This window comes from Paracoccus haeundaensis (assembly GCF_006239215.1).
Taxonomy (GTDB): domain Bacteria; phylum Pseudomonadota; class Alphaproteobacteria; order Rhodobacterales; family Rhodobacteraceae; genus Paracoccus; species Paracoccus marcusii.
In genome coordinates this window covers 50,841-74,755 of the sequence record NZ_VDDC01000012.1, presented here as the reverse complement: position 1 = coordinate 74,755, position 23,915 = coordinate 50,841, and the positions used below count along the sequence as shown (strand labels likewise).

The window sequence follows — 23,915 nt, the reverse complement described above, 5'->3', positions numbered from 1 at the left end:
TGAATTACTCCGCAGCAATCTTGGTGGTGGCAAGGACGTCGCGGGCGGCATCCAGCAGGATGTCGAAGCCGCGCGACAGCAGCGTGTCGGGGGTGGTCAGCGGGGCCAGGACCTTGACGACCTGATCCTCGTTGCCCGATGTCTCGATGATCAGCCCGCCGTCGAAGGCGCGCTTGCAGATGGCGGCCGCCAGATCGCCCGATCCGACGTCGACGCCGCGCATCAGGCCGCGACCCTTCAGATAGGCGCCGGGCACCAGTTCGGCCAGTTCGGTCAGCCGGGTCTGGATCAGGTCGGCGCGCCGCGCCAGATCTGCCTCGAACGCGTCGTCGGACCAGAACTTCTCGATCGCCACGCGGGCGGTCACGAAGGCATGGGTGTTGCCGCGGAACGTGCCGTTGTGTTCGGCCGGACCGAAGACGTCATGTTCCGGGCGCACCAGAACCATCGCCAGCGGCAGGCCAAAGCCCGAGATCGATTTTGCCAGCGGCACCAGGTCGGGCATCACGCCCATCTCCTCGAACGAGAAGAACTTGCCCGTGCGTCCGCAACCCGCCTGGATGTCGTCCATGATCAGCAGGGCGCCGTGGCGCTTGGCGATATCCGCGATGGCGCGGACGAATTCGGCGGACGCGGCGTTCAGGCCGCCTTCGCCCTGCACGGTCTCCAGCATGATGGCGGCAGGGGCGTCGATGCCGCCCGAATTGTCCGACAGCATTTGGTCCAGCAAGGCCGCGCTGTCCAGCCCGTCGGCATAGCCGTCGAACGGCACGCGGGTCACGCCCTGCGTCTCCATCCCGGCGCCACCGCGATGGTATCCGTTGCCGGTCGCGGCAAGCGCGCCCATCGTCACGCCATGAAAGCCATTGGTGAAGGCCACGACATTGGTACGGCCGGTCGACTTGCGGGCGATCTTCATCGCCGCCTCGACCGCATTGGCACCGGTGGGGCCGGTGAACATCACGCGATGATCCATGCCGCGCGGCGTCAGGATGTGGCGTTCAAAGGCGTCAAGGAACGCCGCCTTGGTCGTGGTGTGCAGATCCAGGCCGTGCGCGATTCCGTCACACGCGATATGGTCGATCAGTGCGGACTTCATGTCCGGATCGTTGTGACCATAGTTCAGCGACGAGCAACCGGCCAGAAAGTCGATGTAGTCGCGTCCGTCCGCACCGGTCATCACCGAGCCGCTGGCTTTGGTGAAGACTGTGGGAATCCCCCGGCAATAGGATCGGGCCGCGCTTTCGCGGCGTTCGAAAATGGCGGTTCCGGGCATGGTGGCGGTCATGTCTTTGGGCATGGGAAGTCCTTTCGCATCATGTGCGTCAGTCTGAATGCTTCGACGGGCAAAGGGATCAGGCGGCGCGGGCCTGACCGGCGTGACGGGGCAGGGTGATCGTGACCATATGCTCGGTCGCGTGCCGTCCGTTGAAATGATCGTTGCGGGTATAGTGAGGATCGTCGCTCAGCCGCCCGCCCTGCTGGCGGGCAAAGCTGCGGAACAGAGCCCAGGACGCGTCGTTGTCGCGGGTGATCGTCGTATTCAGCCGCTGCGCATCGGCGCATTCATCGCGTTCCACCAGATGCGTCAGCATCTTGCGGGCCAATCCCAGACCGCGCGCATCCGGTCCGACAGCAACCTGCCACACGAAAAGCGCGTCCTCGTTCGGGATCATGTGCCCCGAGATCCAGCCCACGATCTGGTCGTCCAGCAGTGCCACGACACAGGTGTCGCGGAAATGCTCGGCCTGCACCAGATTGCAATACATCGAATTCTCGTCCAGCGGCTTGCAGGTCCGGACCAGCTCCCAGATGGCGGCGCCATCGGTCGGGTCGGGCTTGCGCAGCGTCAACTGGCGGGGGCGTTCGAGTTCTTGCACGTCTTTGGGCATGGGCGGCGGATCCTCAATTGCTTCGTCCCTCTAACTAGTCAAAACGCGTCTTGGTTGCAACCTTGGCGTGGAAAATACGCGGGATTTCGTCTAAGACCTTACGCTGGCGTGATATTTGGACACGGCCGCGTGACCGCGAGGTTCGCCTGCCGAAATATCAGGTTCCGAAAGCATGCCATATTGCCCTGTTCCGCGCGCTGATGGCATACAGGAGGGCATGAGCCAGCCGCCCGCCATTCCGCGTACCGACGCCGCGCTGATCGCGCTGCGGCGGATCCTGCGCGCCACCGAGCATTATGAACGCGACCTTGCCCAGGCCGCCAAGCTGACCCCTGCCAAGCTGCGCGTCCTGCAGATCCTTGCCGGAACCGAGACGCGGTCCGCCATGCCGACCCAGCTGTCGACCCAGATGGGCGTCAGCCAGGCGACCGTGACGGCGCTGGTCGATCAGCTGGACAAGCTGGGCCTGACGCAGCGTCAGCGGTCCAGCACCGACCGCAGGCAGCTGCACGTGATCCTGACGGATGCCGGGCTGGACGCGCTGCGCAACGCGCCCGACGCGCTGCAGCAGCACTTCGTGACCGGTTTCCAGGCCCTGCAGGATTGGGAACAGGCGATGCTGGTCGCATCGCTGGAACGCGTCGCGGCGATGCTGAATGCGCAAGGCATCGATGCATCGCCGCTGCTGACCCTGGGCGACATCAGCCGCCCGCGCGGCTGATCAGGTCGCGCTGCCCCAGGGGCCGTGCGGATCGTCGATCCCGTCCAGGCGCTGGAACCCGTGGGCACCGAAGAAGTCGCGCTGCGCCTGGATCATGTTCGCGGTACCGCGCGCGGTGCGCATCATGTCGAACCACATCAGCCCGGATGCCAGGGCGGGCAGGGCGTGGCCCGCGGCGATGCCCTGCGACACCACCCGGCGCAGACCCGGCAGGGCGCCTTCGATCAGGTCGGCGAAGAACGGCGCCATGATCAGGTTGCGGGCCGGATCGTCCGCCAGCGCGTCGGCCATGTCGTTCAGCATGGTCGACCGGATGATGCACCCCGCCCGCCAGACACGTGCGATCTCTGGCAGGTCCAGCGTCCAGCCGAACCGTTCCGAGGCGCCCGCGATCATCGTGAAGCCCTGTGCATAGCACAGGATCTTTCCCGCGATCAGCGCCTGTTCCAGATCGTCGGGCGTCAGGTCGACCGCGCCGGGGGCGGCGCCGAATCGGGCCTGGCCCGCCTGCCGTTCGTCCAGGCGCGCGCTGACGTTGCGGGCCATCACCGCAGCCTCGATCACCGGGATGGGCGCGGACAGGTGCTGCGCCTCGATGGCGGTCCAGCGGCCGGTGCCCTTCTGGCCGGCGCGGTCCAGGATCACGTCGGGCATCGCGGCTCCGGTATGCGGGTCCCGCGCCGCGGTGACCTTGGCCGAGATCTCGATCAGATAGCTGGACAGCGTGCCGCGGTTCCAGTCGGCGAAGATGTCGGAGATCGCCGGGGCCTCTAGCGTCAGCCCGTCGCGCATCAGGCCATAGGCCTCGGCGATCATCTGCATGTCGGCATATTCGATGCCGTTATGGACCATCTTGACGAAATGCCCCGCGCCCGCGTCGCCCATCCGTGCGGCACAGGGGGTGCCGTCATCGGCCTTGGCGGAGATGGCGGTCATCACATGCGCCACGCGGTCCCAGTCCGCGGCGTCGCCGCCGCCCATGATCGCGGGACCGTGGCGTGCGCCCTCCTCTCCGCCGGACACGCCCATGCCCAGGAACCGGAAGGGCAGGCCGGCCGCGGCGCGGCGGTTGGTGTCGTGAAAATCGGCATTGCCCGCGTCGATCACCAGATCGTCGGCGTCCAGCAGCGGCGCCAGCGCCTGCAGCTGATCGTCGACCGCCTGTCCCGCCGGGACCATCAGGATGATCGCGCGCGGCGGCGTGATGGCCTGGACCAGCGCCTGCAGGGAATCGGTGGGGATCACGCGGGGGGCCAGATCGCCGGCCTGGGCAGCAAAGCGGTGCGTAACCTCGGTCGTGCGGTTCCACACGGCAATGGGAAAGCCCTTTTCGGCGATATTCATGGCCAGGGCGGCCCCCATCGTCCCAAGCCCGATCAGCCCGATTTCTGCCTGCGCCATCGCCGTCCTCCTGCGGATAGTTTGGTCGCGGTTTACGCTAACGGCCGGGCGGTGTCACGGGGGCGCGGCCCCGGACGCAGATCAGCGTCTGCAGCCCGGTCGCGACATGGGTCCGCGCGGATCCGTGGACCGCATGGACGTCCAGCTGGCACACGGTCAGCGTCCGGCCCGCCTTGACGACCCGGCCGATGGCCTCCAGCCAGTCGCCTTGCGCGGGGTTCAGCAGGTTCAGCTTGAATTCGGTCGTCAGCACGTCGTCGCCCTGGGGGAACAGCGTCAGCGCGGCATAGCCCCCGGCGCTGTCGGCCAAGGCCGTGGTTGCGCCGGCATGAAAATATCCCATCTGCTGGGTCAGTTCCGGCCGGAAGGGCAGGCGCAGCGTGACCTCGGCAGGGCGGATGGCGGCGATCTCGGCACCAAGATGGCGCATCAGGCCCTGGTTGCGAAAGCTGTCCTCGATGCGGGCGATGGTGTCGGGTGTCAGGGTGGTGGGGGTCAAGCGCTGCTCCTCCTGCTGGCTTGGGCGCAGTCTGGGCGCGGGCGGGGCAGGGGAAAAGCCCCGATGGCGGGACGGACGCGGGGTCACCATGCGAAACGGGGCCCGCATGGGGCCCCGTCGCGGTCATTCGGCGGTCTGGTTCAACCGCGGCGGGTGACCGCCTGCAGGGCCAGCGCGCCCAGGGCGATCTTGACCATATCGCCCAGGATGAAGGGTGCGACGCCCACGGCAAGCAGCCGGTCGGCCGGCACGAAGGCCGACAGCCAGATCAGGCCGGGCACATAGATCGCCACGGTCCCGGCCAGCATCGCCACCGCCCGCATGCCCAGGCCGCGGCCCTGCGCCAGCGCGCCGGTCACGATCATGGACAGGGCCATGCCGATCAGAAAGCCGGTGGTAGGCCCCGCCAGATAGGCCAGGCCCAGCCCGCGTTCCGGCGAACCGGCAAAGACCGGCAGCCCGGCCAGCCCCGCCGCCATGTACGCCCCCATCGCGGCCAGGCCGAGGCGCGGCCCCAGACCGGCGGCGATGACCAGCACAGCCAGCGTCTGCAGCGTCATCGGCACCGGCCAGAACGGCACCTGCACCCTGGCGCCAAGCGCGATCAGCGCGGCGGCGGCCAGGGTCAGTCCGATCTTGGCGCCAAGGCTTTGTTCGGCGATGCGGTCGCGTGCGAGCAGCATGGGATGTCCCTTTCATCGAGATGTCGCGAATCGAGGGCAGCCTGCTGCGCCCCGGTTGCCGCGCATCAGACCCCAAACGGGGGGGCACGCACAAGCCTTCAGATGACAGGCGCCGGACATGCGGCCGCAAGGCCCTGTCGACGCGGCATTTTCGATGCTCGAAACGCTGCGCCAAAATGTCGCAATCCGGCGACCGCAGGGGTCACCGGACGGATGCGGCCGGAAACCCGATACCTATTTACAGGGCGCGCGCGCACGTAAGGGCGGCCACCGTGCCTCGATGCGCAATTTTCGGTCGTCAGCGCCGATTTAGCCGCCCCAAGCGACTGTTTTCCGCCGACCAAGGGTGCTAAGCCATCCGCCAATTGCATGCCGCGACAAGGGTTCGAGACATGGCTGACGACTATCCATCGGTGGACCGCGTCATGGGAGGGCCTGCGGGCTGGATCTCGATCGCGTTCCCGACGATCCTGTTCCTGTACTTCCTGGGACTGCTGCCGGAAATCGCGCAAGGCCCGCAGGTCTATGGCTTTGACTGGGTGCCCTCGCTGGGGGTGCAGCTGTCGGTCCTTCTGGACGGGCTGTCGATGACATTCGCCCTGCTGATCACCGGGATCGGCGCGGCGGTCACGCTGTATTCGGCGCGCTATCTGGGCGATCACCCGGATTATCCGCGTTTCGTCAGCTATCTGCTGATGTTCATGGTCGGCATGCTGGGCCTGGTCCTGGCCGACAACCTGATCATGCTGTTCGTGTTCTGGGAGATCACGACCATCGCGTCCTATCTGCTGATCGGCTTCAACGCCGACAGCGCGGCGTCGCGCCGGTCCGCGCTGCAGGCGCTGCTGGTGACGGGGACGGGGGGGCTGATCCTGCTGGCCGGCCTGATCGTGCTGGGCACGGTCGCGGGCACGTCGCAGCTGTCGCAGATCGTGACGATGGGCGACATGATCCGCGCGCATCCCTGGTACCTGGGCATCCTGCTGCTGTTCCTGGCGGGCGCGTTCACGAAATCGGCGCAGGTGCCGTTCCACTTCTGGCTGCCCAACGCGATGGCGGCCCCTACGCCCGTATCGGCCTATCTGCATTCGGCCACGATGGTGAAGGCGGGCGTGTTCCTGATGGCGCGCATGAACCCCGCGCTGGGCGGGACGGATGCGTGGTTCTGGATCCTGACGCTGTTCGGCGGGGTCACGGCGGTCTTCGCCTCGGTCATGGCGCTGCGCCAGACCGACATCAAGCAGGTGCTGGCCTATACCACGCTGATGGCGCTGGGCACGCTGACCATGTTCATCGGCGCGGGCACGCATTACGCCATCGTCGCGGCAATGCTGTTCCTGGTGGTGCATTCGCTCTACAAGGCGGCGCTGTTCCTGATGATCGGCATCGTCGATCATGCCACCGGCACGCGCGATGCGGGTGTCCTGGGCGGCCTGTCCAAGGCGATGCCGCTGACCGGGCTTGCCGCCGCGCTGGCCGCGATCAGCATGGCGGGCATTCCGCCGATGATCGGCTTTATCGGCAAGGAATTCATGTACAAGGCCGGCATGGGGCTGGACGGGTTCGGCGCGTTCTGGGTGACCGCGATGGCCTTCGCGGCATCGGTCCTGATGTTTGCCGTCGGCGGCATCGTCGCGCTCAAGCCGTTCCGCGGCGATCTGCGCCCGACCCCCACCACTCCACATGAGGGGCCGTGGGCGATGCTGGCGGGTCCGCTGGTCCTTGGCGCACTGTCGCTGATCTTCGGCCTGCTGCCGGGCGTGCTGGGCCACTACCTGGTCGGACCCGCCACCCATGCCGTCTTCGGAGAGGTCCGCGAGGTGCACCTGTACCTGTGGGGCGGCATCAACATGGCGCTGATCCTGTCGCTGCTGACCTTCCTGGCGGGCTGGCTGGTCTATCGCCGCCATCAGGCGATCCGCGATCGCCTGGCCGCGTTCGAGGCGCGCAGCCCGATCGATTTCGACGCGGGCTGGGACCGTCTGCTGGACGGGTTCAAGGCCTTCGCCGCCTGGCAGACCAACCTGATCCAGACCGGCAGCCTGCAGCGCTACATGGCCGTGATGTTCGCGACCTTTGTCGTGATGGTCGGCGGCTCGTATCTGATCAAGGGCGCGTTCCAGGGCGTGCCGGGCCTGTCGGCCGAGGGCGTGCACCCGATCCAATGGACGGTGCTGGGCCTGATCGTGGCGGGCGCGATCCTGACCGTCTGGACGCACAGCCGCATGACGGCCATCGCCGGGATGGGCGCGTCGGGCATCGGCGTGTCGCTGATCTTCATCATGTTCAGCGCCCCCGACGTGGCCATCACCCAGCTGCTGGTCGAGGTGCTGGTCGTCGTGCTGGTCAGCGTCGTCATGCTGCGCCTGCCCTATCTGCCGCGCCGGTCCAAGACCCGGTTCCGCACCGGACACGCGGTCATCGCGGGGGGCGCGGGCCTGGTCACGACCTTCTTGCTGATGTCGGTGATGGCGACCGATTTCGACCGCCGCCTGACGTCCTTCTTCGAGGCCGCGTCCTATCCCGAGGCGCATGGCCGCAACATCGTCAACGTCATCCTGGTCGACTTCCGCGCCTTGGATACGTTCGGAGAGATTACCGTCGTGGCCATCGCCGCCATCGCCGCGTTCGCCCTGCTGCGCGGTGCCACCCGCCGCAAGCCCGAGGAGGAGAGCTGAGATGCAGTCGCTGATCCTGACCACCACCACGCGCCTGCTGGCGGCCCTGCTGCTGATGTTCTCGGTCTATGCGCTGCTGCGCGGGCACAACCTGCCCGGCGGGGGCTTCATCGGCGGGCTGATCGGGGCCACGGCGTTCATCCTCTATACCATCGCCACCTCGGTCGACGAGGCGCAGGCCGCGCTGCGCATCGATCCGTCGAACCTGGCGATGGCGGGCCTGGGCGTCGCGGCCCTGGGGGGCATCGGCGCGGCCTTCGCGGGCCAGCCCTTCTTCACCGGACAGTGGCTGTTCCTGTTTCGCGACGGCGACAGCTATGTGCCGCTGTCCACCGTCCTTGTCTTCGACATCGGAGTCTACATGGCCGTCTTCGGCGGAATCCTGACCCTGGTCTTTGCCCTGGAACAGGAGATCTGATTTGGAAATGCTGCTTGCCCTGTCCGTCGGCGTCCTTGTCGCCGCGTCGGTCTATCTGATGCTGGACCGCAACATCCTGCGCTTCCTGTTCGGGCTGGCGCTGCTGTCGAACGCGGTCAACCTGCTAATCTTTGCCAGCGGCCGTCTGACCCCGGGCGCGCCCCCGCTGATTGATGCGGGCGAATATGCGCCCACCGGCGTCGTCGCGAACGCCCTGCCGCAGGCGCTGGTGCTGACCGCGATCGTGATCGGGTTCGGCCTGCTGGCCTTCACCCTGGCGCTGGTCTATCGCGCGTTCATGACCCTGGGCACCGTCAACAGCGACGAGATGCGCGTGGCCGAGCCCGTCGATGCGGGCAAGGAGGCCGGGAAATGAGCTGGCTTCTGGTCTATCCGATCCTGATCCCGCTGCTGACGGCGGTCCTGTCCTATCTGTTCCGCAAATCGCCCGCCGGGCGCTGGATCTCTGTCGCGGGGACGGTCGCGCTCTTGCTGGCCAGCGTCGTCCTGATGGCCGAGGTGCTGGAGGAGGGCGTCGTCGCCGCCCAGATGTCCAACTGGCAGGCGCCCTTCGGCATCACGCTGGTGGCCGACCTGCTGGGTGCGGTCATGGTCGTCATCACCGCCATCACCGGCCTCGCCACGGTGATCTATACCCTGTCCGAAATCCCCCAACGGCTGGAACGGCTGGGTTTTCACGCCCTGCTGCAGACGCTGCTGATGGGCGTCTGCGGGGCCTTCGTCACGGGCGACCTGTTCAACCTGTATGTCTGGTTCGAGGTCATGCTGATCTCCAGCTTCGGCCTGCTGGTGCTGGGGGCCAGCCGCGAACAGCTGGACGGCGGCATCAAGTACGTGTTGTTGAACCTGGTCTCGACGATCATGTTCCTGGCGGGAACCGGTCTGCTGTACGGCCTGACCGGTACGCTGAACATGGCCGACCTGCACCTGGCCGTCCGCGAGGTCGAGAATACCGGCCTGCTGACCACTGTCGCGGTGATGTTCATGGTGGCCTTCGGCGTCAAGGCGGCGCTGTTCCCGCTGTTCTTCTGGCTGCCGGCCTCCTATCACACGCCCCCGGTGGCGGTGTCGGCGATCTTCGCGGGCCTGCTGACCAAGGTGGGCGTCTATGCCCTGATCCGGATGTTCACGCTGGTCTTCGACCAGGATGTCGGGTTCACGCACACGATCCTGCTGTGGGCGTCGGTGGTGACGATGGTCACGGGCGTTCTGGGCGCTGCGGCGATGAACGACTTCCGTCGCATCCTGTCGTTCCACATCATCAGCCAGATCGGCTACATGGTCCTGGGACTGGCGCTATACACGCCGCTTGGCCTGATGGGGGCGGTGTTCTACCTGGTCCACCATATCATCGTGAAGGCGAACCTGTTCTTCGTCGCGGGCGTGGCCAAGCGCATTGCCGGATCGACCGATCTGGCGCGCATCGGCGGCCTTTACGCCCATGCGCCGGTGCTGGCCTTCCTGTTCCTGATCCCGGCATTCTCGCTGGCGGGCTTTCCGCCGCTGTCGGGCTTCTGGGCGAAATACGTGGTCGTCAAAGCCGCGCTGGACCTGGAAATGTGGTTCGTGGCCGGGGTGTCGCTGGCGGTCGGTCTGCTGACCATCTTCTCGATGACCAAGATCTGGGGCTCGGCCTTCTGGCCGGCGCATCCGGACGGGGTCAAGCCGCGTCTGTCGGACCTGCCGATGGGCGACCGGATGGCGCTGATGCTGCCGATCGTCGCGCTGGCAGCGCTGACCTGCATCATCGGCCTGTTCCCGGAATCCTTCGTGCTGTTCGCCGAACGGGCGGCCGCGCAGCTGCTTGATCCGACCGACTATGTCACGACCGTCCTGGGGGTGCAGCCATGAACCTGTTCGCCATCAACATGGTGCTGGCCTTTGCCTGGGTCGCGTTGACCGGCGGGTTGACCCTGGGGGGACTGACGACCGGCTATCTGGTCGGCATGGCCGCGATGTGGCTGGTCCGTCCGCTGTTTCCCGATACCGGGGTCTATTTCCGGCGCCTCTACTACTGGACGCGGCTGATCGTGATGTTCGTCTATGAACTGGTGGTCAGCTCGATCCCGGTCGTGCGCGACGTGCTGACGCCCGGACAGTCGTCGCAGCCCGCGCTGATCGCGGTGCCCATCACGGTGACGACCGACCTGCAGATCACGCTGCTGGCCAACTTCATCTCGCTGACCCCGGGCACGCTCAGCCTCGACGTGTCCGAGGACCGCAGCACGCTGTATATCCACGCAATGTTTGGCGACGACCCGGACGCGATCCGCGCGCAGATCCGCGACCGGTTCGAGGTCTGGGTCCGCGAGGCGACGGAGTGAACGACATGACCCTGCTGGAATTTGTAATCCTGTTCGGCTTTGCCCTGGTGATCCTGGGCGTCGTGCTGGCCGCGATCCGGCTGGTGCGGGGGCCAAGCCTGGCGGACCGGATCGTGGCGCTGGACCTGATGACGGTGCAGCTGGTCTCGTTCGGCGGCCTGACGGCGCTGCTGTCGGGCAGCGCGGGCTTTCTGGATGTGGCCGTCGTGCTGGCACTGGTCGGCTTTCTGGCGACCGTGTGCCTGGCGCGCTATCTGGAGCGTCGCATTCTGCTCAAGGCGGAGGAACTGACATGATGCATGACATCATCGTGGCGATCTTGGTGCTGTCCGGCGGCATTTTCTGTTTCGCGGCGGGGATGGGGGTGCTGCGGCTGCCCGACCTGCTGACGCGGATGCATGCCTCGACCAAGGCGGGAACGCTGGGTTCGGGCCTGATCCTGGTGGCCGTGGCCGTGCAGTTCGCCGAAGGGACGGTCATCGCGCGGGCGGTGGCGGCGATCCTGTTCTTGCTGATGACCGCGCCGGTCGCGGCCCATCTGATCGGCCGAGCGGCCTTTCGCACTGGCGTGCCGATGGTCGACCGGACCGTCTGCGAGGACGGCGTGGCCGACGCGCTGCGCGCCCGTCCGGGCGAGCAGGCGCCGGACTAGGACCTGTGCCCCGGCGGCGGGCGACGGGGCTTTTCAACGCGCTGCCGTGGGCGTAAAGCTGTCCAATTGGCGGACGAACCGCCCGATCTGAAAGAGCGCATGAGCCAGGACATCCCCACCATCACCCGCACCGAAGACCTCGCCCGTTTCTGCGAGGCCGCAAAGCTTGCCCCCTATGTGACCGTCGACACGGAGTTCCTGCGCGAGCGGACCTATTGGTCCAAGCTGTGCCTGATCCAGCTGGCGATCCCGCCGGCATCGACGGCCAAGACCGGCGGGGGCGACGTCGTCTTGGTCGATCCCCTGTCCGAGGAGCTGTCGCTGGAACCGCTTTATGACCTGTTCCGCCACGAGGCGACGGTCAAGGTGTTCCATGCCGCCCGCCAGGATCTGGAGATCTTCTATCACGACGCGCAGCTGTTCCCGGTGCCGCTGTTCGACACCCAGGTCGCGGCCATGGTCTGCGGTTTTGGCGAACAGGTCGGCTACGAGACGCTGGTCCGCAAGATCGCCCGGGCCGACCTGGACAAGTCGTCGCGTTTTACCGACTGGTCGCGCCGTCCGCTGTCGGATGCGCAGGCCGCCTATGCGCTGGCCGACGTGACCCATCTGCGGGTGATCTATGAATACCTGTCGGCCGAGCTGAAGAAGACCGGCCGCGAGGCGTGGCTGGCCGAGGAGATCGCGGTCCTGGAGGACCCCGAGACGTATATCACCCGCCCCGAGGAGGCCTGGCTCAAGGTGCGCACCCGCACCAACTCGCCCCGCTTTCTGGCGATCCTGCGCGAACTGGCGCGGTTCCGCGAAAGCTATGCCCAGGCCCGCGACATCCCCCGCAGCCGCGTCTACAAGGATGACGCGATGATCGAGTTGGCCTCGACCAAGCCGCTGACCGAGGCCGATCTGGGCAAGTCCCGTCTTCTGCTGCGCGAGGCGCGCAAGGGCGACATCGCCAACGGCATCCTGGCCGCGGTCAAGGCCGGGATCGAATCCAAGGACCTGCCCCAGCCCAAGGGCGACGAACCCGGCAAGCCCGGCAATGCCGCCCTGTCGGACCTGCTGCGCGTGCTGCTGAAGGCCAAGGCCGATGCGGCTGGCGTCGCGCCCAAGCTGATCGCGTCGTCGTCCGAACTGGACGCGCTGGCCACCGGCAGCCGTGACCTGCCGGCATTGCAGGGCTGGCGGGCCGAGGTCTTTGGCCGCGACGCTTTGCGCCTGGCCGCCGGGGAGATCGCGCTGTCGGCCAAGGGCGGCGCGGTCCGGGTCGTGCCGGTCGGATAGGCGATGCACCCGCCGGTCGCCCTGACGCGCCCCTGGCCCGAGGATGCCGACGACATCGCGGCAGCCCTGGCCGATTGGGACGTCGTGCGCTGGCTGACCACGCTGCCCTGGCCCTATGGCACGGCTGACGCGCGCGATTTCATCGCGGCCGCGGGGTTGGACGAACATGCGATCCGTCTGGACGGACGGCTGGTCGGCATGGTCCAGGCGGGCCGCGTCTTTGGCATCTGGATCGCACCGGACCGGCAGGGGCAGGGGATCGGCCGGCGCGCGGGCGTGCTGGCCCTGTCGCGCCTGTTCCTCTCCGGCGCGACCGAGGTGCATGCCCACTGCCTGATCGGCAACGACCGTTCAGCGCGCCTTCTGGCTTGGCTGGGGTTTCGGCCCTATGGTCGGACGGTGCTTCAGTCGCGCCCGCTGCGGGCCGAGGTTCCGGCCGAGATGCTGCATCTTGACCGTGACACGTTTCAGCAGCGCCACGCGATCGCGTTGACGACGCCGCGCCTGCGCATCGACGCGGTGACCCCCGACGACCTGCCCGCGCTGCACCGCATCGTGACCAAGCCCGACGTGGCGCGGATGCTGCTGCGCTATGACCCTGCCATGACACTGGACGATGTCCAGCCGCTGTTGCTGCAGGGCGCGTTGCTTCCGCCGTTGCGGCTGGCGGTCCGATACAGGGGGCAGGTCGTCGGCATCGTGGGCCTGTCCGAAGGCCCACCGCCGCGCCTGAACTATTTCCTGGACCCCGCCCATGCCGGGCAGGGCTTGGGGCAGGAGATGGTCGCCGCGGTCTTTGCAGAACTGGTGGCGCGGTTCGACCCGCCCGAGGTTCTGGCAGGTGCCTTCGTCGACAATGATGCGTCGCGCAAGATCCTGAAAAACCTCGGTTTCCGTCGTGGCGAGGATATGGAGCTGCAGAGCCTTGGGCGTGCGACGCCGGCGCCGGCCGCGCTGTATCGCTGGCGGCCGGGGCTGCTGGGCTAGGCGTCGGGCTGTCGGGGCTGAATGACCCGGAACAGGGCGCGCCGTTCCTCGGGGGTTTCGGCCTGGGGGAAACCGCGCAGGGGCTTTTCCGCTGCGGGTTTGTCCGGCAAGGCCCCGCGCGGCTTGAAATCGGCGCGTCCTTCGGCAAAGCCGATGGCCGAGGGCGAGGGCTTGACCGTCGTGCCGCCTTCGATGATCGGCATGACCTCATCCGCCAGGATGTCGAAGCGGCGGGGCGCGATGCCGGTGTCGCCCTCTGCCACCAGGCAGCCCAGGGCGCGGGTGACGTCGCCCAGATCCGACCGAAGCGGCAGCAGCAGCATCTGGGCGTTCAGCTGCGGGCGGCCATAGTCGGGCTTGCCCTGCAGCGTCAGCCGCGCCATCTGGGGCGCCTTGAACACGCTTTCCAGCACGTCCGAGAACCGTCCCCGCGACGATGTGTTCAGGAAGGCGCAGACGGGCATGCCGCGCACCTCCATGCCCATCAGGTCGATCAGGTGCCGCCCCGCCAGACGCAGGCGACCCGCGCCCGGCGCGATGCGTTCCAGGATGAACGCGTAATCCAGCGTGCGCGCGATGCCCCGCGGATCGACATCCGACCGCGCCGGTATGGCCCGGCCCTTGCGGATGCCGTCCCAGTATTCGCGCATCTCGCGCAGAACGCGGTCCGGCGTGCAGGTTTCATAGTCCTGCAGGCGCACGATCCGTCCCATGGCATCCTGGGGCGGCATTCCCGGCTTGGTGTCTGGTCCGTCTTCCCGGTCCGGCACGGTCAACCCTTTACTCTCTCCGGCCACGGCCGGTCACTGCTCACCCCTGACAATAGCGCGTTCCCCGCCCGCTCGCCGAGTCATTTAATGAACGAATGGTTAAGATGCCTTCCGGTTGCGGGTCTTGACCCCTGCGGCGCGACGGGGCATCCCCGGACGCATCGCGACCAACCGCCAGGGAACATGCCGCCATGATCGAACGCACCGGCCTGATGGTCATCCTGTCATCGCCCTCCGGGGCGGGGAAATCCACGCTGGCGCGGCGGTTGATGGACTGGGACGCGGGGCTGCGCTTTTCGGTCTCGGCCACCACGCGGGCGCCGCGGCCCGGAGAAATCGACGGAGAGCATTACCATTTCACCACCCGCGACGGCTTTCTGCGGATGGTCGCCGAGGGGCAGATGCTGGAACATGCCGAGGTCTTCGGAAACCTTTACGGCAGCCCGCGCGGGCCGGTCGAACAGGCGATGCTGGCCGGGCGCGACACGCTGTTCGACGTCGACTGGCAGGGCGGCCAACAGATCCGGGCATCGGCCCTTGGGGCGCATGTCGTGTCGATCTTCGTGCTGCCGCCGTCGCTGCCCGAACTGGAACGCCGCCTGCGCGGCCGCGGCCAGGACAGCGACGCGGTCATCGCCGGGCGCATGCAGAAAAGCCGATCCGAGATCAGCCACTGGGCCGAATACGATTACGTTCTGGTCAACGACGACCTGGACCAGACCGAGGCGCGGATGCGTGCCATCCTGACGGCGGAACGCCTGCGTCGCGACCGGCAGGCGGGGCTGGGCGCCTTTGTCCGCGACCTGATGTCCGAAGGTGTCGCATGATCTGGTCGCTGGACGGGATCACGCCGCAGATCGACCCGCAGGCCTGGGTCGCGCCGGACGCGCAGGTGATGGGGCGGATCGTACTGGCGCCGGGCGCCTCGGTCTGGTTCGGGGCGGTGCTGCGCGGTGATACCGAGGTGATCGAGGTGGGGCAGGGCAGCAATGTCCAGGACTTGTGCGTGCTGCACACCGATCCGGGCCATCCGCTGGTGATCGGGGCCGATTGCACGATCGGGCACCGTGCGATCCTGCACGGGTGCCGGATCGGCGAAGGTGCGCTGATCGGCATGGGGGCGACGGTGCTGAACGGCGCGGTCATCGGCGCGGGTGCGCTGATCGGGGCGGGGGCGCTGATTCCCGAAGGCAAGGTGATCCCCGGCGGCGCGCTGGTCATGGGCGCCCCGGGCCGCGTCGTCCGGATGCTGGACGCCGATGCGCAGGCGGGGCTGCGGGCATCCGCGGCGCGGTACCGGGACAACGCAGCGCGGTTCCGGGCCGGGCTGTCGCCGGCGGGGGACTGACGCGATGGCGGCCGGGCCGCGCCGGGTCGAAGGGTTCCTGGACGGCATTCCGCTGCCCATGCTGGCCGTCGACCGCGAGGCGCGGGTGATCGCCGCCAATCCGCTGGCGCTGGCGCTGTTCGGTCCGGGCCTGGTCGGGCGACCGTTCGTGACCGTGCTGCGCCATCCTGCCATCGTGCAGGCCGTGGACTGGGTCCTGGACCCGGAGGGGGTGCCTGCGCCTACGCCTGATCAGACGCTGCCCACGGCGCCGGACGGGGTCGCCACCCTGCGCGCCACCTGCGTCGCCGACGGCCGCGAGATCCTGGCCGAGGTGACGGTGGCGCCCCTGCCAAGCCCCCTGGGGCGTGGCGCGACGGTCGCCGTCCTGGACCGCAGCGTGGCCGAGGAGGCCGAGCAGATGCGCCGCGATTTCGTGGCCAATGTCAGCCACGAGCTGAAGACCCCGCTGACCGCCATGACCGGCTTCATCGAGACGCTGCGCGGTCCGGCGCGCGACGACGCCCGCGCCCGCGACCGGTTTCTGGACATCATGGAACGCGAGGCCGCGCGCATGAACCGCCTGATCAGCGAGTTGCTGTCGCTGAGCCGGGTGCAGGCCGAGGAGCGGTCGCGCCCCTCGGGCCGGGTCGATCTGCCGGGGCTGCTGCGTGGAACGCTGGCCATGCTGGCGCCGCGCATCCAGACCGTCGGGGTAAGCGTCGCGACCGAGGGGTTGGACATCGACCTGCGCCTGCCCGGCGACGGCGACCAGCTGACCCAGGTGTTCCAGAACCTGATCGAGAACGCGGTGAAATACGGCGGATCGGGCGGCGTGCTGCGCGTCACGCTGTCGCGCATCGCGCACGAACCGCTGCTGCGCGGGCCGGCCTGGGCCGTGGCCATCGAGGACCGCGGCGATGGCATCGAGGAGCAGCACCTGCCGCGCCTGACCGAGCGGTTCTATCGCGTGGACACCCACCGGTCGCGCGAACAGGGCGGTACCGGGCTGGGTCTGGCCATCGTCAAGCACATCGTGAACCGCCACCGTGGCCGGCTGCGGATCGAGAGCCGGGTGGGGCAGGGCAGCCGCTTTACCGTGATCCTGCCCGAAGGGCTGGCGCGCGGCTGACGGGTCGCGGCCTCTCGCCCTTGGCGGTGGCTTGGCCTATAAGCGGGCGAACGGATTTTTCAGGGGATGTCGTCATGTCGCAATCACCGCAGGTCGATCCCGCCAAGCTGGCCGCCGCCAAGGCGGCGGTCGCGCTGGTCGAGGACGGGATGAGGCTGGGCCTTGGCACCGGCTCGACCGCCAGCGTCATGGTGCGCGAACTGGCCGCCCGCGTGCAGGCCGAGGGTCTGTCCCTGCGCTGCGCCGCGACGTCGCGCGCCACGGCCGAGCTGGCCGAGAGCCTGGGCCTGCGCATCGAGAGCCTGGACGACATCGGCTGGCTGGACATGACCATCGACGGCGCGGATGAGGTCGATCCCGACCTGCACCTGATCAAGGGCGGCGGTGCGGCGCATCTGCGCGAGAAGATCGTGGCCGCCGCCAGCGACCGCATGGTGGTCATCGCCGATCCCGGCAAGGTGGTCGAGACGCTGGGCGCCTTTCCCCTGCCGGTCGAGGTGCTGGAATTCGGGTTCGAGACCACGCGCAAGCTGATCCGCCGCGCGCTGGAGGGGCTGGAGCTGGGCGAGCACGACATCCTGCAACGCCTGAAGGGCAGCGACCCGGTCGTCACGGACGAGGGCAACCTGATCCTGGACCTGCATCTGGAGGTGATCCCCGATCCGTCCGGCCTGGCGCGGGCGCTGTCCTGCATTCCCGGCGTCGTCGAACACGGGCTGTTCCTGGGGATGTGCGATCTGGCCATCATCGGCCGCGAGGATGGCAGCGTGATCGAACTGGCGCGCAACGACATCGACGCCGACATGCTGGCGCAGGAAGGGGAATGACGTGACCTTCGACTATGACCTGTTTGTCATCGGCGGCGGCTCGGGCGGGGTGCGCGCGGCGCGGATCGCGGCGGGCGAGCACGGCGCCAAGGTCGGCCTGGCCGAGGAGAGCCGCATGGGCGGCACCTGCGTCATCCGCGGCTGCGTCCCGAAAAAGCTGATGATCTTTGCCTCTCAGGCCGGGCTGATGGCCGAGGAGATGCGCGGCTATGGCTGGTGCGACGCGCAGGCCGAGGCATTCGACTGGGAGGTGTTCCGCGAGAAGCTGGACGCCGAACTGTCGCGCCTGGAGGTGATCTATCGCGCCGGCCTGACCCGCGCGGGGGTCGAGATCCACGACCAGCGTGCCACGCTGGACGGCCATCACCGGGTCCGGCTGGCCGACGGTACGACGAAGACCGCCCGCCACATCCTGATTGCGGCCGGCGGCCGTCCCGCGCCCATCGGCATTCCTGGAGAGGAGCTGGCGATGATCTCGGACGACCTGTTCCTGATGGACAGGCTGCCGAGGCGCATCCTGCTGGTCGGCGGCGGCTTCATCGCCTGCGAATTCGCGACGATCCTGGCGGGGCTGGGGGTGGACACGGTGCAGGCCTATCGCGGCGACGCGGTGCTGCGCGGTTTCGACCGCGAGGCGCGCGACCTTGCGACGCTGCAGCTGAGCGCGGTGGGCGTGGACCTGCGCCTGGGCCTGACGCCCGCGGCGCTGGAACGCGACGGCGACGGCATCCGCGTGCGGTTCGACGACGGATCGGACGATCGTTTCGACGCCGTGCTGATGGCGACCGGGCGCGACCCCTATACCCGGGGTCTGGGCCTTGAGACGACCGAGGTCCGCACGAAACCCAACGGCGCGATCGAGGTCGACGAATGGTCGCAGACCTGCGTGCCGTCGATCTTTGCGGTGGGCGACGTGACCGACCGCGTCAACCTGACCCCGGTCGCGATCCGCGAAGGGCATGCGTTTGCCGACACGGTGTTCGGCGCGCGGCCCCGGACGGTCGATCACGGGTTGGTCGCCAGCGCCGTCTATCTGCGCCCGCACGAGCTGGCCAGCATCGGCCTGACCGAGGAGGAGGCCAAGGCCCGCGGTCCGGTCGACGTCTTCGCGACGACCTTCCGACCGATGCGGTCGATGTTCGCGGGCAGCGACGCCAAGGTGATGATGAAGCTGCTGGTCGATCCGGCGGACGACCGCGTGCTGGGCTGTCACATCTTCGGCCCCGAGGCTGGGGAGATGATCCAGCTGGCCGCCATCGCCATCACCATGGGCGCGACCAAGGCGCAGTTCGACGCGACCGTGGCCGTCCACCCCACCGCGGCCGAGGAGTTGGTGACGATGCGCCAGCCCGCGCGCCGGCATCAGGGCGTGGCGGGCTGACAATCCCGTGGGCGCGGCCTTGGGTCGCGGCCAGGGGCGGGTGTCAGGGTTGACATTTCGGCCCCGCGCCCCAGTTTTCAACTAACGGAAATTTCTACGAAAGAAGGTCTATCGGATGGCAAATCAGGGCCCCTGGGGCGGAGGCGGCGGCGGCAACGGCGGCCGGGATGACGGGGATCGTGACAAGAAGCCTGCCGGCCGTCCCTGGGGCGAACAGCCGCCCCCCGGCGGGCCGCGCCGTCCGAACAACGATCCGCAGCGCCCCGAGATCGAGGACCTGATGAAGAAGGGCCAAGAACGTCTGCGCGTGCTGATGGGCGGTCGCGGCACCGGCGGCGGCACGGGCGGGGGCGGCGGCGGCGGTCGTAGCCCGATGGGTCCGAACTTCGGCCTGAACCGCTCGACCCTGGTCGTGGCGGGCCTGGCAGCGGTCGGCCTGTGGGCCTTTGCCAGCTTCTATCGTGTCCAGACCAACGAACAGTCGGTCGAGTTCCTGTTCGGCCGCGCCATCGCCGTGGGAACCGAGGGTCTGAACTTTGCCCCCTGGCCCGTCGTCACCGCCGAGGTCGTGCCCGTCACGAACGAACGCGTGACCGAGATCGGCACCGGCCAGGCCGGCCCGATGGACAGCGGCCTGATGCTGACCAGCGACCAGAACATCGTGAACATGGAATACCAGGTGGTCTGGAACATCCGCGATCCGCAGATGTACCTGTTCAACCTGGCCGACCCCGCAGACACGATCCGCGCCGTGTCCGAGGCGGCGATGCGCGACATCATCGCGCGCAGCGAACTGGCCCCGATCCTGAACCGCGACCGCGGCGTGATCGCCAGCGACCTGCGCGCCGCCGTGCAAAGCACGCTGGACAGCTATCAGTCGGGGATCAACGTGATCCGCGTCAACCTGGACCGCGCCGACCCGCCCGAGGAGGTCATCGATGCCTTCCGCGAGGTGCAGGCCGCCCAGCAAGAGCGTGACCGTCTGCAGAACGAGGCCGACGCCTATGCCAACCGCGAACTGGCTGCAGCCCGGGGTCAGGCGGCCCAGATCCTGGAACAGGCCGAAGCCTATCGCGCCGAGGCGGTCAACACCGCCGCGGGTGAGGCCGCGCGCTTCAACTCGATCTACGAGGAATATGTGAACGCGCCCGACGTGACCCGTCGCCGGATGTATCTGGAGACGATGGAGCAGGTCCTGGGCGGCGTGAACAAGATTATCATCGGCGAGGGCATCGGCGGTGGCGAGGGTGGCTCGGGCATCGTGCCCTATCTGCCGCTGGACCAGCTGCGCGGCACGGGGCAGGGCGGCGCCACGCCCCCGGCGCCGACCGTCGGCCAAGGTGCGGGCCAGACCACCGGCACGCAGGCGGGCACCCAGCCCAGCACCACCACGACCAGCGGAGGGACGAACTGATGGCTGCGCGCAAGAACCTGCTGACCGCCCTGGCCCTGCCGGCCGTGGTCGTCGTCGCCGTCCTGGCCGGATCGGCCCTGTTCATCGTGGACGAGCGGGAAAAGGCGCTGGTGCTGCGTCTTGGCCGGGTCGTCGACGTGCAAGAGACGCCGGGCCTGAACTTCAAGCTGCCCTTCATCGACAACGTGGTGAAGTACGACGGGCGCATCCTGGGTCTGCCGACCAGCCCGCTGGAGGTCACCCCGCTGGACGACCGCCGCCTGGTGGTCGACGCATTCGCCCGCTGGCGCATCACCGATCCGGTCCGGTTCCGTCAGGCGGTCGGCGTGCAGGGCATCCAGGCCGCCGAAATGCGCCTGGAGCCGATCGTGATCGACGCCATTCGCGGCGTTCTGGGTACGGTGCCCTCGACCTCGGTCCTGTCGGATGACCGGACCAGCCTGATGAACCAGATCCGCGACGAGGCGCGGTCGAATTCGGGCGGTCTGGGGATTGAGATCATCGACGTCCGCCTGACCCGCACCGACCTGCCCGAGCAGAACCTGAACGCGACCTATGCCCGGATGCGGGCCGAGCGTGCCCGCGAGGCCGCCGACGAGGTCGCACGCGGCAACGAGGCTGCGCAGCGTGTCCGCGCCGCCGCCGACCGGACAGTGGTCGAGCTGACCTCCGAGGCCGGCCGCCGTTCCGAGATCGTCCGAGGCGAGGCCGACGCGCAGCGCAACGCGATCTATGCCGACGCCTATGGCCGCGACCCCGAGTTCTTTGCCTTCACCCGCTCGCTGACCTCGTATCAGCGCGCGCTTCAGGGCAGCAACAGCTCGCTGGTGATGCAGCCGGACAGCGAGTTCTTCAGCTATCTGTCCAGCGACGGGGCCGCGAACGCCAACCCCGCATCGACCCCGGTGCCGCCGGGCAATTCGGCCGAACGGCTGGGCCTGAACGGTCCCGCCGAAACGCCCGAAGGCGAGGAGCTGGTCGTTCCCGAGGTGGTCGACCGCGACGGCAACCGCCTGGGCGAATCCGCCGGGATCGAGTTGACCCCGGTGCCCGAGAACCTGGCCACGCCCCCGCAGGAGCCGTCCGAGATCCTGTCGCCGGACGCCCCGGTGGAGGGCGCTGCCCAGAGCGAGGATGCGCCAGCCGAGGAAGCCCCGGCCCCCGAGGCCCCGGCCGAGGATACGGCGGCGGAACCCACGCCCGCCAACTGACGAACCCGAGGCGGGCGGAGGGAAACCTTCGCCCGTTTCTGCAATGAAAATCACGATCTGTTCACAAGTCGAGAGCGTGGTTTATTTGCCACGGCACCCTACATTGGCGTCATATCCAACAGGCAGTCCGGGCACCCGCCCCTGATCGCTGCCGTCGAGAGATGAGGACATCCCGCATGAAACCGCTTTTCCCTCGCCATATCCTGACCGCGTCGGCACTGGCGCTGGCGGTGGGGCTTGGCCAAGCCGGCGCGCAGGCCGTCGACCCGGCCAATGACGACGTGCCCCCCGAGGTCAGCCAGCAGGCCCAGGAGGCCGCCGAGGCCAACCAGCCGCTGGGGGCGGATGCCGCGACCGCCGACACGTCCCAGGTCATGCCCGGCAGCTTTGCCGACCTGGCGCAGCAGGTCTCGCCCGCGGTGGTGAACATCACCACGACCTCGGTCGTGTCGCAGCCGACCGGCGGGCCGGCCTTCCCCGAGGGCAGCCCCTTTGCCGACCTGTTCCGCGAATTCGGCCTGCCCGGCGGCCCCGGTGCACCGGAAGGGATGCCGACGCCCCGCAGCCCGCAGCGGTCCAACGCGCTGGGTTCGGGCTTCGTCATCTCGGCCGACGGGTTCATCGTCACGAACAACCATGTCATCGAGGGCGCCGACCAGATCGAGATCGAGTTCTATTCCGGCGAGACGTTGCCCGCCGAGGTGGTGGGTACCGACCCGAACACCGACGTGGCCCTGCTGAAGGTCACCAGCGAGACGCCGATCCCCTTCGTCACTTTCGGCGACAGCGACAGCGCCCGCGTGGGCGACTGGGTCCTTGCGCTTGGCAACCCGCTGGGTCAGGGCTTTTCGGCCAGTTCCGGGATCGTGTCGGCGCGCAACCGCGAGCTGTCGGGGACCTATGACGACTATCTGCAGACCGACGCGGCGATCAACCGCGGCAACTCCGGCGGGCCGCTGTTCAACCTGAAGGGCGAGGTGATCGGCGTGAACACCGCGATCCTGTCGCCCAACGGCGGATCGATCGGCATCGGTTTCTCGATGGCGTCGAATGTCGTGTCGCAAGTCGTTGAACAGCTGCAGGAATTCGGCGAGACCCGTCGCGGGTGGCTGGGTGTCATGATCCAGGATGTGACCCCGGAAATGTCCGAGGCGATGGGTCTGAACGTGGCTGGCGGCGCGATGATCACCGACGTTCCCGAAGGCCCGGCGCGCGATGCAGGCCTGCAGACGGGCGACGTCATCACCAGCTTTGCCGGCACCGAGGTCGAGGACACCCGCGGCCTGGTCCGCCGCGTGGCCGAGGCCCCGGCCGGAGAGACCGCGCAGGTCGTGGTGATGCGCGACGGCGACGAACTGACGCTGGACGTGACCCTGGGTCGCCGCGAGACGGCGCAGAACGGCGCGTCGGAATCGCCCGCGGCGGCAGAGCCGTCGGAGAGCGATGTCCTGGGCATGACCGTGACGGTGCTGACGCCTGAAATGGCGGCCGAGTTGGGTGCGCCGCGCGACGCGACCGGCCTGGCGATCACCGGCATCGACCCCGAGGGTGCGGCCGCCGAGAAGGGCCTGGCCCCCGGTGACATCATCACCGACGTCAACCAGCAGTCCGTCGCCAGCGTGGCCGACCTGAACGCCCGCATCGACGAGGCCCGCGAGGCCGGTCGCCGGTCGGTCCTGATGCTGATCCGCCGTGGCGGAGAGCCGCTGTTCGTGGCGCTGCCCCTGTCAGAGACCGCCCCCGCGGACGAGGACACGGCTCCGGTCGAATAAGCTGCGGCCCATGGCAAAAGAGGGGCGGCCTTTCGGGGCTGCCCCTTTTCAATGGCCGTCCGATCCCGTAATTCCGGGGGACACAAGGGAACAAGCACTCATGGCGAAGATTACCTATATCGAACACAACGGCACCCGCCACCAGGTCGAGGTCCGCCCCGGCATGACCGTGATGGAGGGTGCGCGCGACAACGGCATCCCCGGCATCGACGCCGATTGCGGCGGCGCCTGCGCCTGTTCGACCTGCCATGTCTATGTGGCGCCGGAATGGACGGACAAGCTGCCGCCGGTGGACCCGATGGAGCAGGACATGCTGGACTTTGCCTACAAGCCCGACCCCGAGCGGTCGCGCCTGACCTGCCAGCTGAAAGTGACCGAGGCGCTGGACGGCTTGGTCGTGCAGATGCCCGAACGCCAGATCTGATCGTCCCTCACGGTGACGTGTCGATGGCCGCGCCCGCAAAGGCGCGGCCATCTGCGTATCAGGCCCTGGCAGCGGTTGTCCGGCACCGCGTTTCGTGGTG

General features: G+C 68.2%; 25 protein-coding genes. 19 read left to right on the top strand and 6 right to left on the bottom strand.

Going from position 1 to position 23,915, the window contains the following annotated elements; translation table 11 throughout:
- Positions 1–4: 4 nt before the first annotated feature.
- Together ectB and ectA are read right to left on the bottom strand one after the other, a co-directional pair.
- Positions 5–1,300, bottom strand: coding sequence for a diaminobutyrate--2-oxoglutarate transaminase (ectB, locus tag FHD67_RS07675; RefSeq protein WP_139598356.1), 1,296 nt, complete (start codon positions 1,298–1,300; stop codon positions 5–7).
- Positions 1,301–1,355: 55 nt separating this feature from the next.
- The gene (gene ectA, locus FHD67_RS07670; RefSeq protein ID WP_139598355.1) at positions 1,356–1,892 is read right to left on the bottom strand and encodes a diaminobutyrate acetyltransferase; all 537 of its coding nucleotides are present in this window, start codon (positions 1,890–1,892) and stop codon (positions 1,356–1,358) included.
- Between the two features lie 217 nt (positions 1,893–2,109).
- Here ectA and FHD67_RS07665 point away from each other — a divergent pair, with 217 nt between their 5' ends.
- Complete coding sequence (locus FHD67_RS07665; protein ID WP_045998853.1) at positions 2,110–2,613, top strand: MarR family winged helix-turn-helix transcriptional regulator; 504 nt, start codon at positions 2,110–2,112, stop codon at positions 2,611–2,613.
- On the opposite strand, the gene gndA is transcribed toward FHD67_RS07665, so the two are convergent.
- The 3 genes from gndA to FHD67_RS07650 form a co-directional block, all read right to left on the bottom strand.
- The gene (gene gndA, locus FHD67_RS07660) at positions 2,614–4,014 is read right to left on the bottom strand and encodes an NADP-dependent phosphogluconate dehydrogenase (RefSeq protein WP_139598354.1); all 1,401 of its coding nucleotides are present in this window, start codon (positions 4,012–4,014) and stop codon (positions 2,614–2,616) included. It abuts the gene before it with no gap.
- Between the two features lie 37 nt (positions 4,015–4,051).
- Positions 4,052–4,513, bottom strand: coding sequence for a PaaI family thioesterase (locus FHD67_RS07655; protein ID WP_342775277.1), 462 nt, complete (start codon positions 4,511–4,513; stop codon positions 4,052–4,054).
- A gap of 140 nt (positions 4,514–4,653) precedes the next feature.
- The gene (locus tag FHD67_RS07650; RefSeq protein ID WP_139598353.1) at positions 4,654–5,196 is read right to left on the bottom strand and encodes a biotin transporter BioY; all 543 of its coding nucleotides are present in this window, start codon (positions 5,194–5,196) and stop codon (positions 4,654–4,656) included.
- A 392-nt stretch (positions 5,197–5,588) separates the two neighbouring features.
- Between FHD67_RS07650 and FHD67_RS07645 the strand changes: the two genes are divergently transcribed.
- The 9 genes from FHD67_RS07645 to FHD67_RS07605 all read left to right on the top strand — a co-directional run bounded on the left by FHD67_RS07645 (position 5,589) and on the right by FHD67_RS07605 (position 13,557).
- Positions 5,589–7,874 carry a putative monovalent cation/H+ antiporter subunit A gene (locus FHD67_RS07645; RefSeq protein ID WP_139598352.1) on the top strand — a complete coding sequence of 762 codons (2,286 nt, stop codon included), beginning with the start codon at positions 5,589–5,591 and terminating at the stop codon, positions 7,872–7,874.
- Between the two features lies 1 nt (position 7,875).
- On the top strand, positions 7,876–8,292 hold the full coding sequence (locus tag FHD67_RS07640) for a Na+/H+ antiporter subunit B (protein ID WP_139598351.1): 417 nt from the start codon (positions 7,876–7,878) through the stop codon (positions 8,290–8,292).
- Between the two features lie 7 nt (positions 8,293–8,299).
- Positions 8,300–8,668, top strand: coding sequence for a Na+/H+ antiporter subunit C (locus FHD67_RS07635; protein WP_232303266.1), 369 nt, complete (start codon positions 8,300–8,302; stop codon positions 8,666–8,668).
- Positions 8,665–10,164, top strand: coding sequence for a Na+/H+ antiporter subunit D (locus FHD67_RS07630; RefSeq protein ID WP_139598350.1), 1,500 nt, complete (start codon positions 8,665–8,667; stop codon positions 10,162–10,164). Before FHD67_RS07635 ends, FHD67_RS07630 begins: the two co-directional genes overlap by 4 nt.
- On the top strand, positions 10,161–10,637 hold the full coding sequence (locus FHD67_RS07625) for a Na+/H+ antiporter subunit E (RefSeq protein ID WP_045998861.1): 477 nt from the start codon (positions 10,161–10,163) through the stop codon (positions 10,635–10,637). Before FHD67_RS07630 ends, FHD67_RS07625 begins: the two co-directional genes overlap by 4 nt.
- A gap of 5 nt (positions 10,638–10,642) precedes the next feature.
- Complete coding sequence (locus FHD67_RS07620; protein ID WP_052715060.1) at positions 10,643–10,933, top strand: monovalent cation/H+ antiporter complex subunit F; 291 nt, start codon at positions 10,643–10,645, stop codon at positions 10,931–10,933.
- Positions 10,930–11,289 (top strand): monovalent cation/H(+) antiporter subunit G, encoded by a 360-nt coding sequence (mnhG, locus tag FHD67_RS07615; RefSeq protein ID WP_052715061.1) that lies wholly within the window; start codon positions 10,930–10,932, stop codon positions 11,287–11,289. Before FHD67_RS07620 ends, mnhG begins: the two co-directional genes overlap by 4 nt.
- A gap of 111 nt (positions 11,290–11,400) precedes the next feature.
- A complete protein-coding gene (rnd, locus tag FHD67_RS07610; RefSeq protein WP_139598392.1) occupies positions 11,401–12,570 on the top strand; it encodes a ribonuclease D in 1,170 nt (389 codons plus the stop codon).
- 3 nt (positions 12,571–12,573) lie between these two features.
- A complete protein-coding gene (locus FHD67_RS07605; RefSeq protein ID WP_139598349.1) occupies positions 12,574–13,557 on the top strand; it encodes a GNAT family N-acetyltransferase in 984 nt (327 codons plus the stop codon).
- Here FHD67_RS07605 and FHD67_RS07600 read toward each other — a convergent pair.
- Complete coding sequence (locus FHD67_RS07600) at positions 13,554–14,327, bottom strand: PAS domain-containing protein (protein ID WP_246071257.1); 774 nt, start codon at positions 14,325–14,327, stop codon at positions 13,554–13,556. The two genes, FHD67_RS07605 and FHD67_RS07600, sit on opposite strands and share 4 nt — an antisense overlap.
- A 194-nt stretch (positions 14,328–14,521) precedes the next feature.
- Here FHD67_RS07600 and gmk point away from each other — a divergent pair, with 194 nt between their 5' ends.
- The 9 genes from gmk to FHD67_RS07555 all read left to right on the top strand — a co-directional run bounded on the left by gmk (position 14,522) and on the right by FHD67_RS07555 (position 23,815).
- The gene (gene gmk / locus FHD67_RS07595; protein ID WP_176695079.1) at positions 14,522–15,154 is read left to right on the top strand and encodes a guanylate kinase; all 633 of its coding nucleotides are present in this window, start codon (positions 14,522–14,524) and stop codon (positions 15,152–15,154) included.
- Positions 15,151–15,675: a gamma carbonic anhydrase family protein gene (locus FHD67_RS07590; protein WP_045998864.1), complete on the top strand. Its 525-nt coding sequence runs from the start codon at positions 15,151–15,153 to the stop codon at positions 15,673–15,675. Before gmk ends, FHD67_RS07590 begins: the two co-directional genes overlap by 4 nt.
- A 4-nt stretch (positions 15,676–15,679) precedes the next feature.
- Complete coding sequence (locus FHD67_RS07585; protein WP_045998865.1) at positions 15,680–16,786, top strand: ATP-binding protein; 1,107 nt, start codon at positions 15,680–15,682, stop codon at positions 16,784–16,786.
- Between the two features lie 74 nt (positions 16,787–16,860).
- Positions 16,861–17,613, top strand: a complete 753-nt coding sequence (gene rpiA / locus FHD67_RS07580) for a ribose-5-phosphate isomerase RpiA (protein ID WP_045998866.1) — start codon at positions 16,861–16,863, stop codon at positions 17,611–17,613.
- A gap of 1 nt (position 17,614) precedes the next feature.
- A complete protein-coding gene (gene gorA, locus FHD67_RS07575; protein ID WP_139598348.1) occupies positions 17,615–18,994 on the top strand; it encodes a glutathione-disulfide reductase in 1,380 nt (459 codons plus the stop codon).
- Between the two features lie 115 nt (positions 18,995–19,109).
- Positions 19,110–20,408: an FtsH protease activity modulator HflK gene (gene hflK, locus FHD67_RS07570; protein ID WP_084693625.1), complete on the top strand. Its 1,299-nt coding sequence runs from the start codon at positions 19,110–19,112 to the stop codon at positions 20,406–20,408.
- A complete protein-coding gene (gene hflC, locus FHD67_RS07565; protein WP_084693626.1) occupies positions 20,408–21,619 on the top strand; it encodes a protease modulator HflC in 1,212 nt (403 codons plus the stop codon). The genes hflK and hflC overlap by 1 nt, the downstream gene beginning before the upstream one ends.
- A gap of 374 nt (positions 21,620–21,993) precedes the next feature.
- Positions 21,994–23,391: a DegQ family serine endoprotease gene (locus tag FHD67_RS07560; protein ID WP_232303267.1), complete on the top strand. Its 1,398-nt coding sequence runs from the start codon at positions 21,994–21,996 to the stop codon at positions 23,389–23,391.
- Positions 23,392–23,491: 100 nt separating this feature from the next.
- Positions 23,492–23,815: a 2Fe-2S iron-sulfur cluster-binding protein gene (locus FHD67_RS07555; RefSeq protein ID WP_045998869.1), complete on the top strand. Its 324-nt coding sequence runs from the start codon at positions 23,492–23,494 to the stop codon at positions 23,813–23,815.
- Positions 23,816–23,915: the final 100 nt, after the last annotated feature.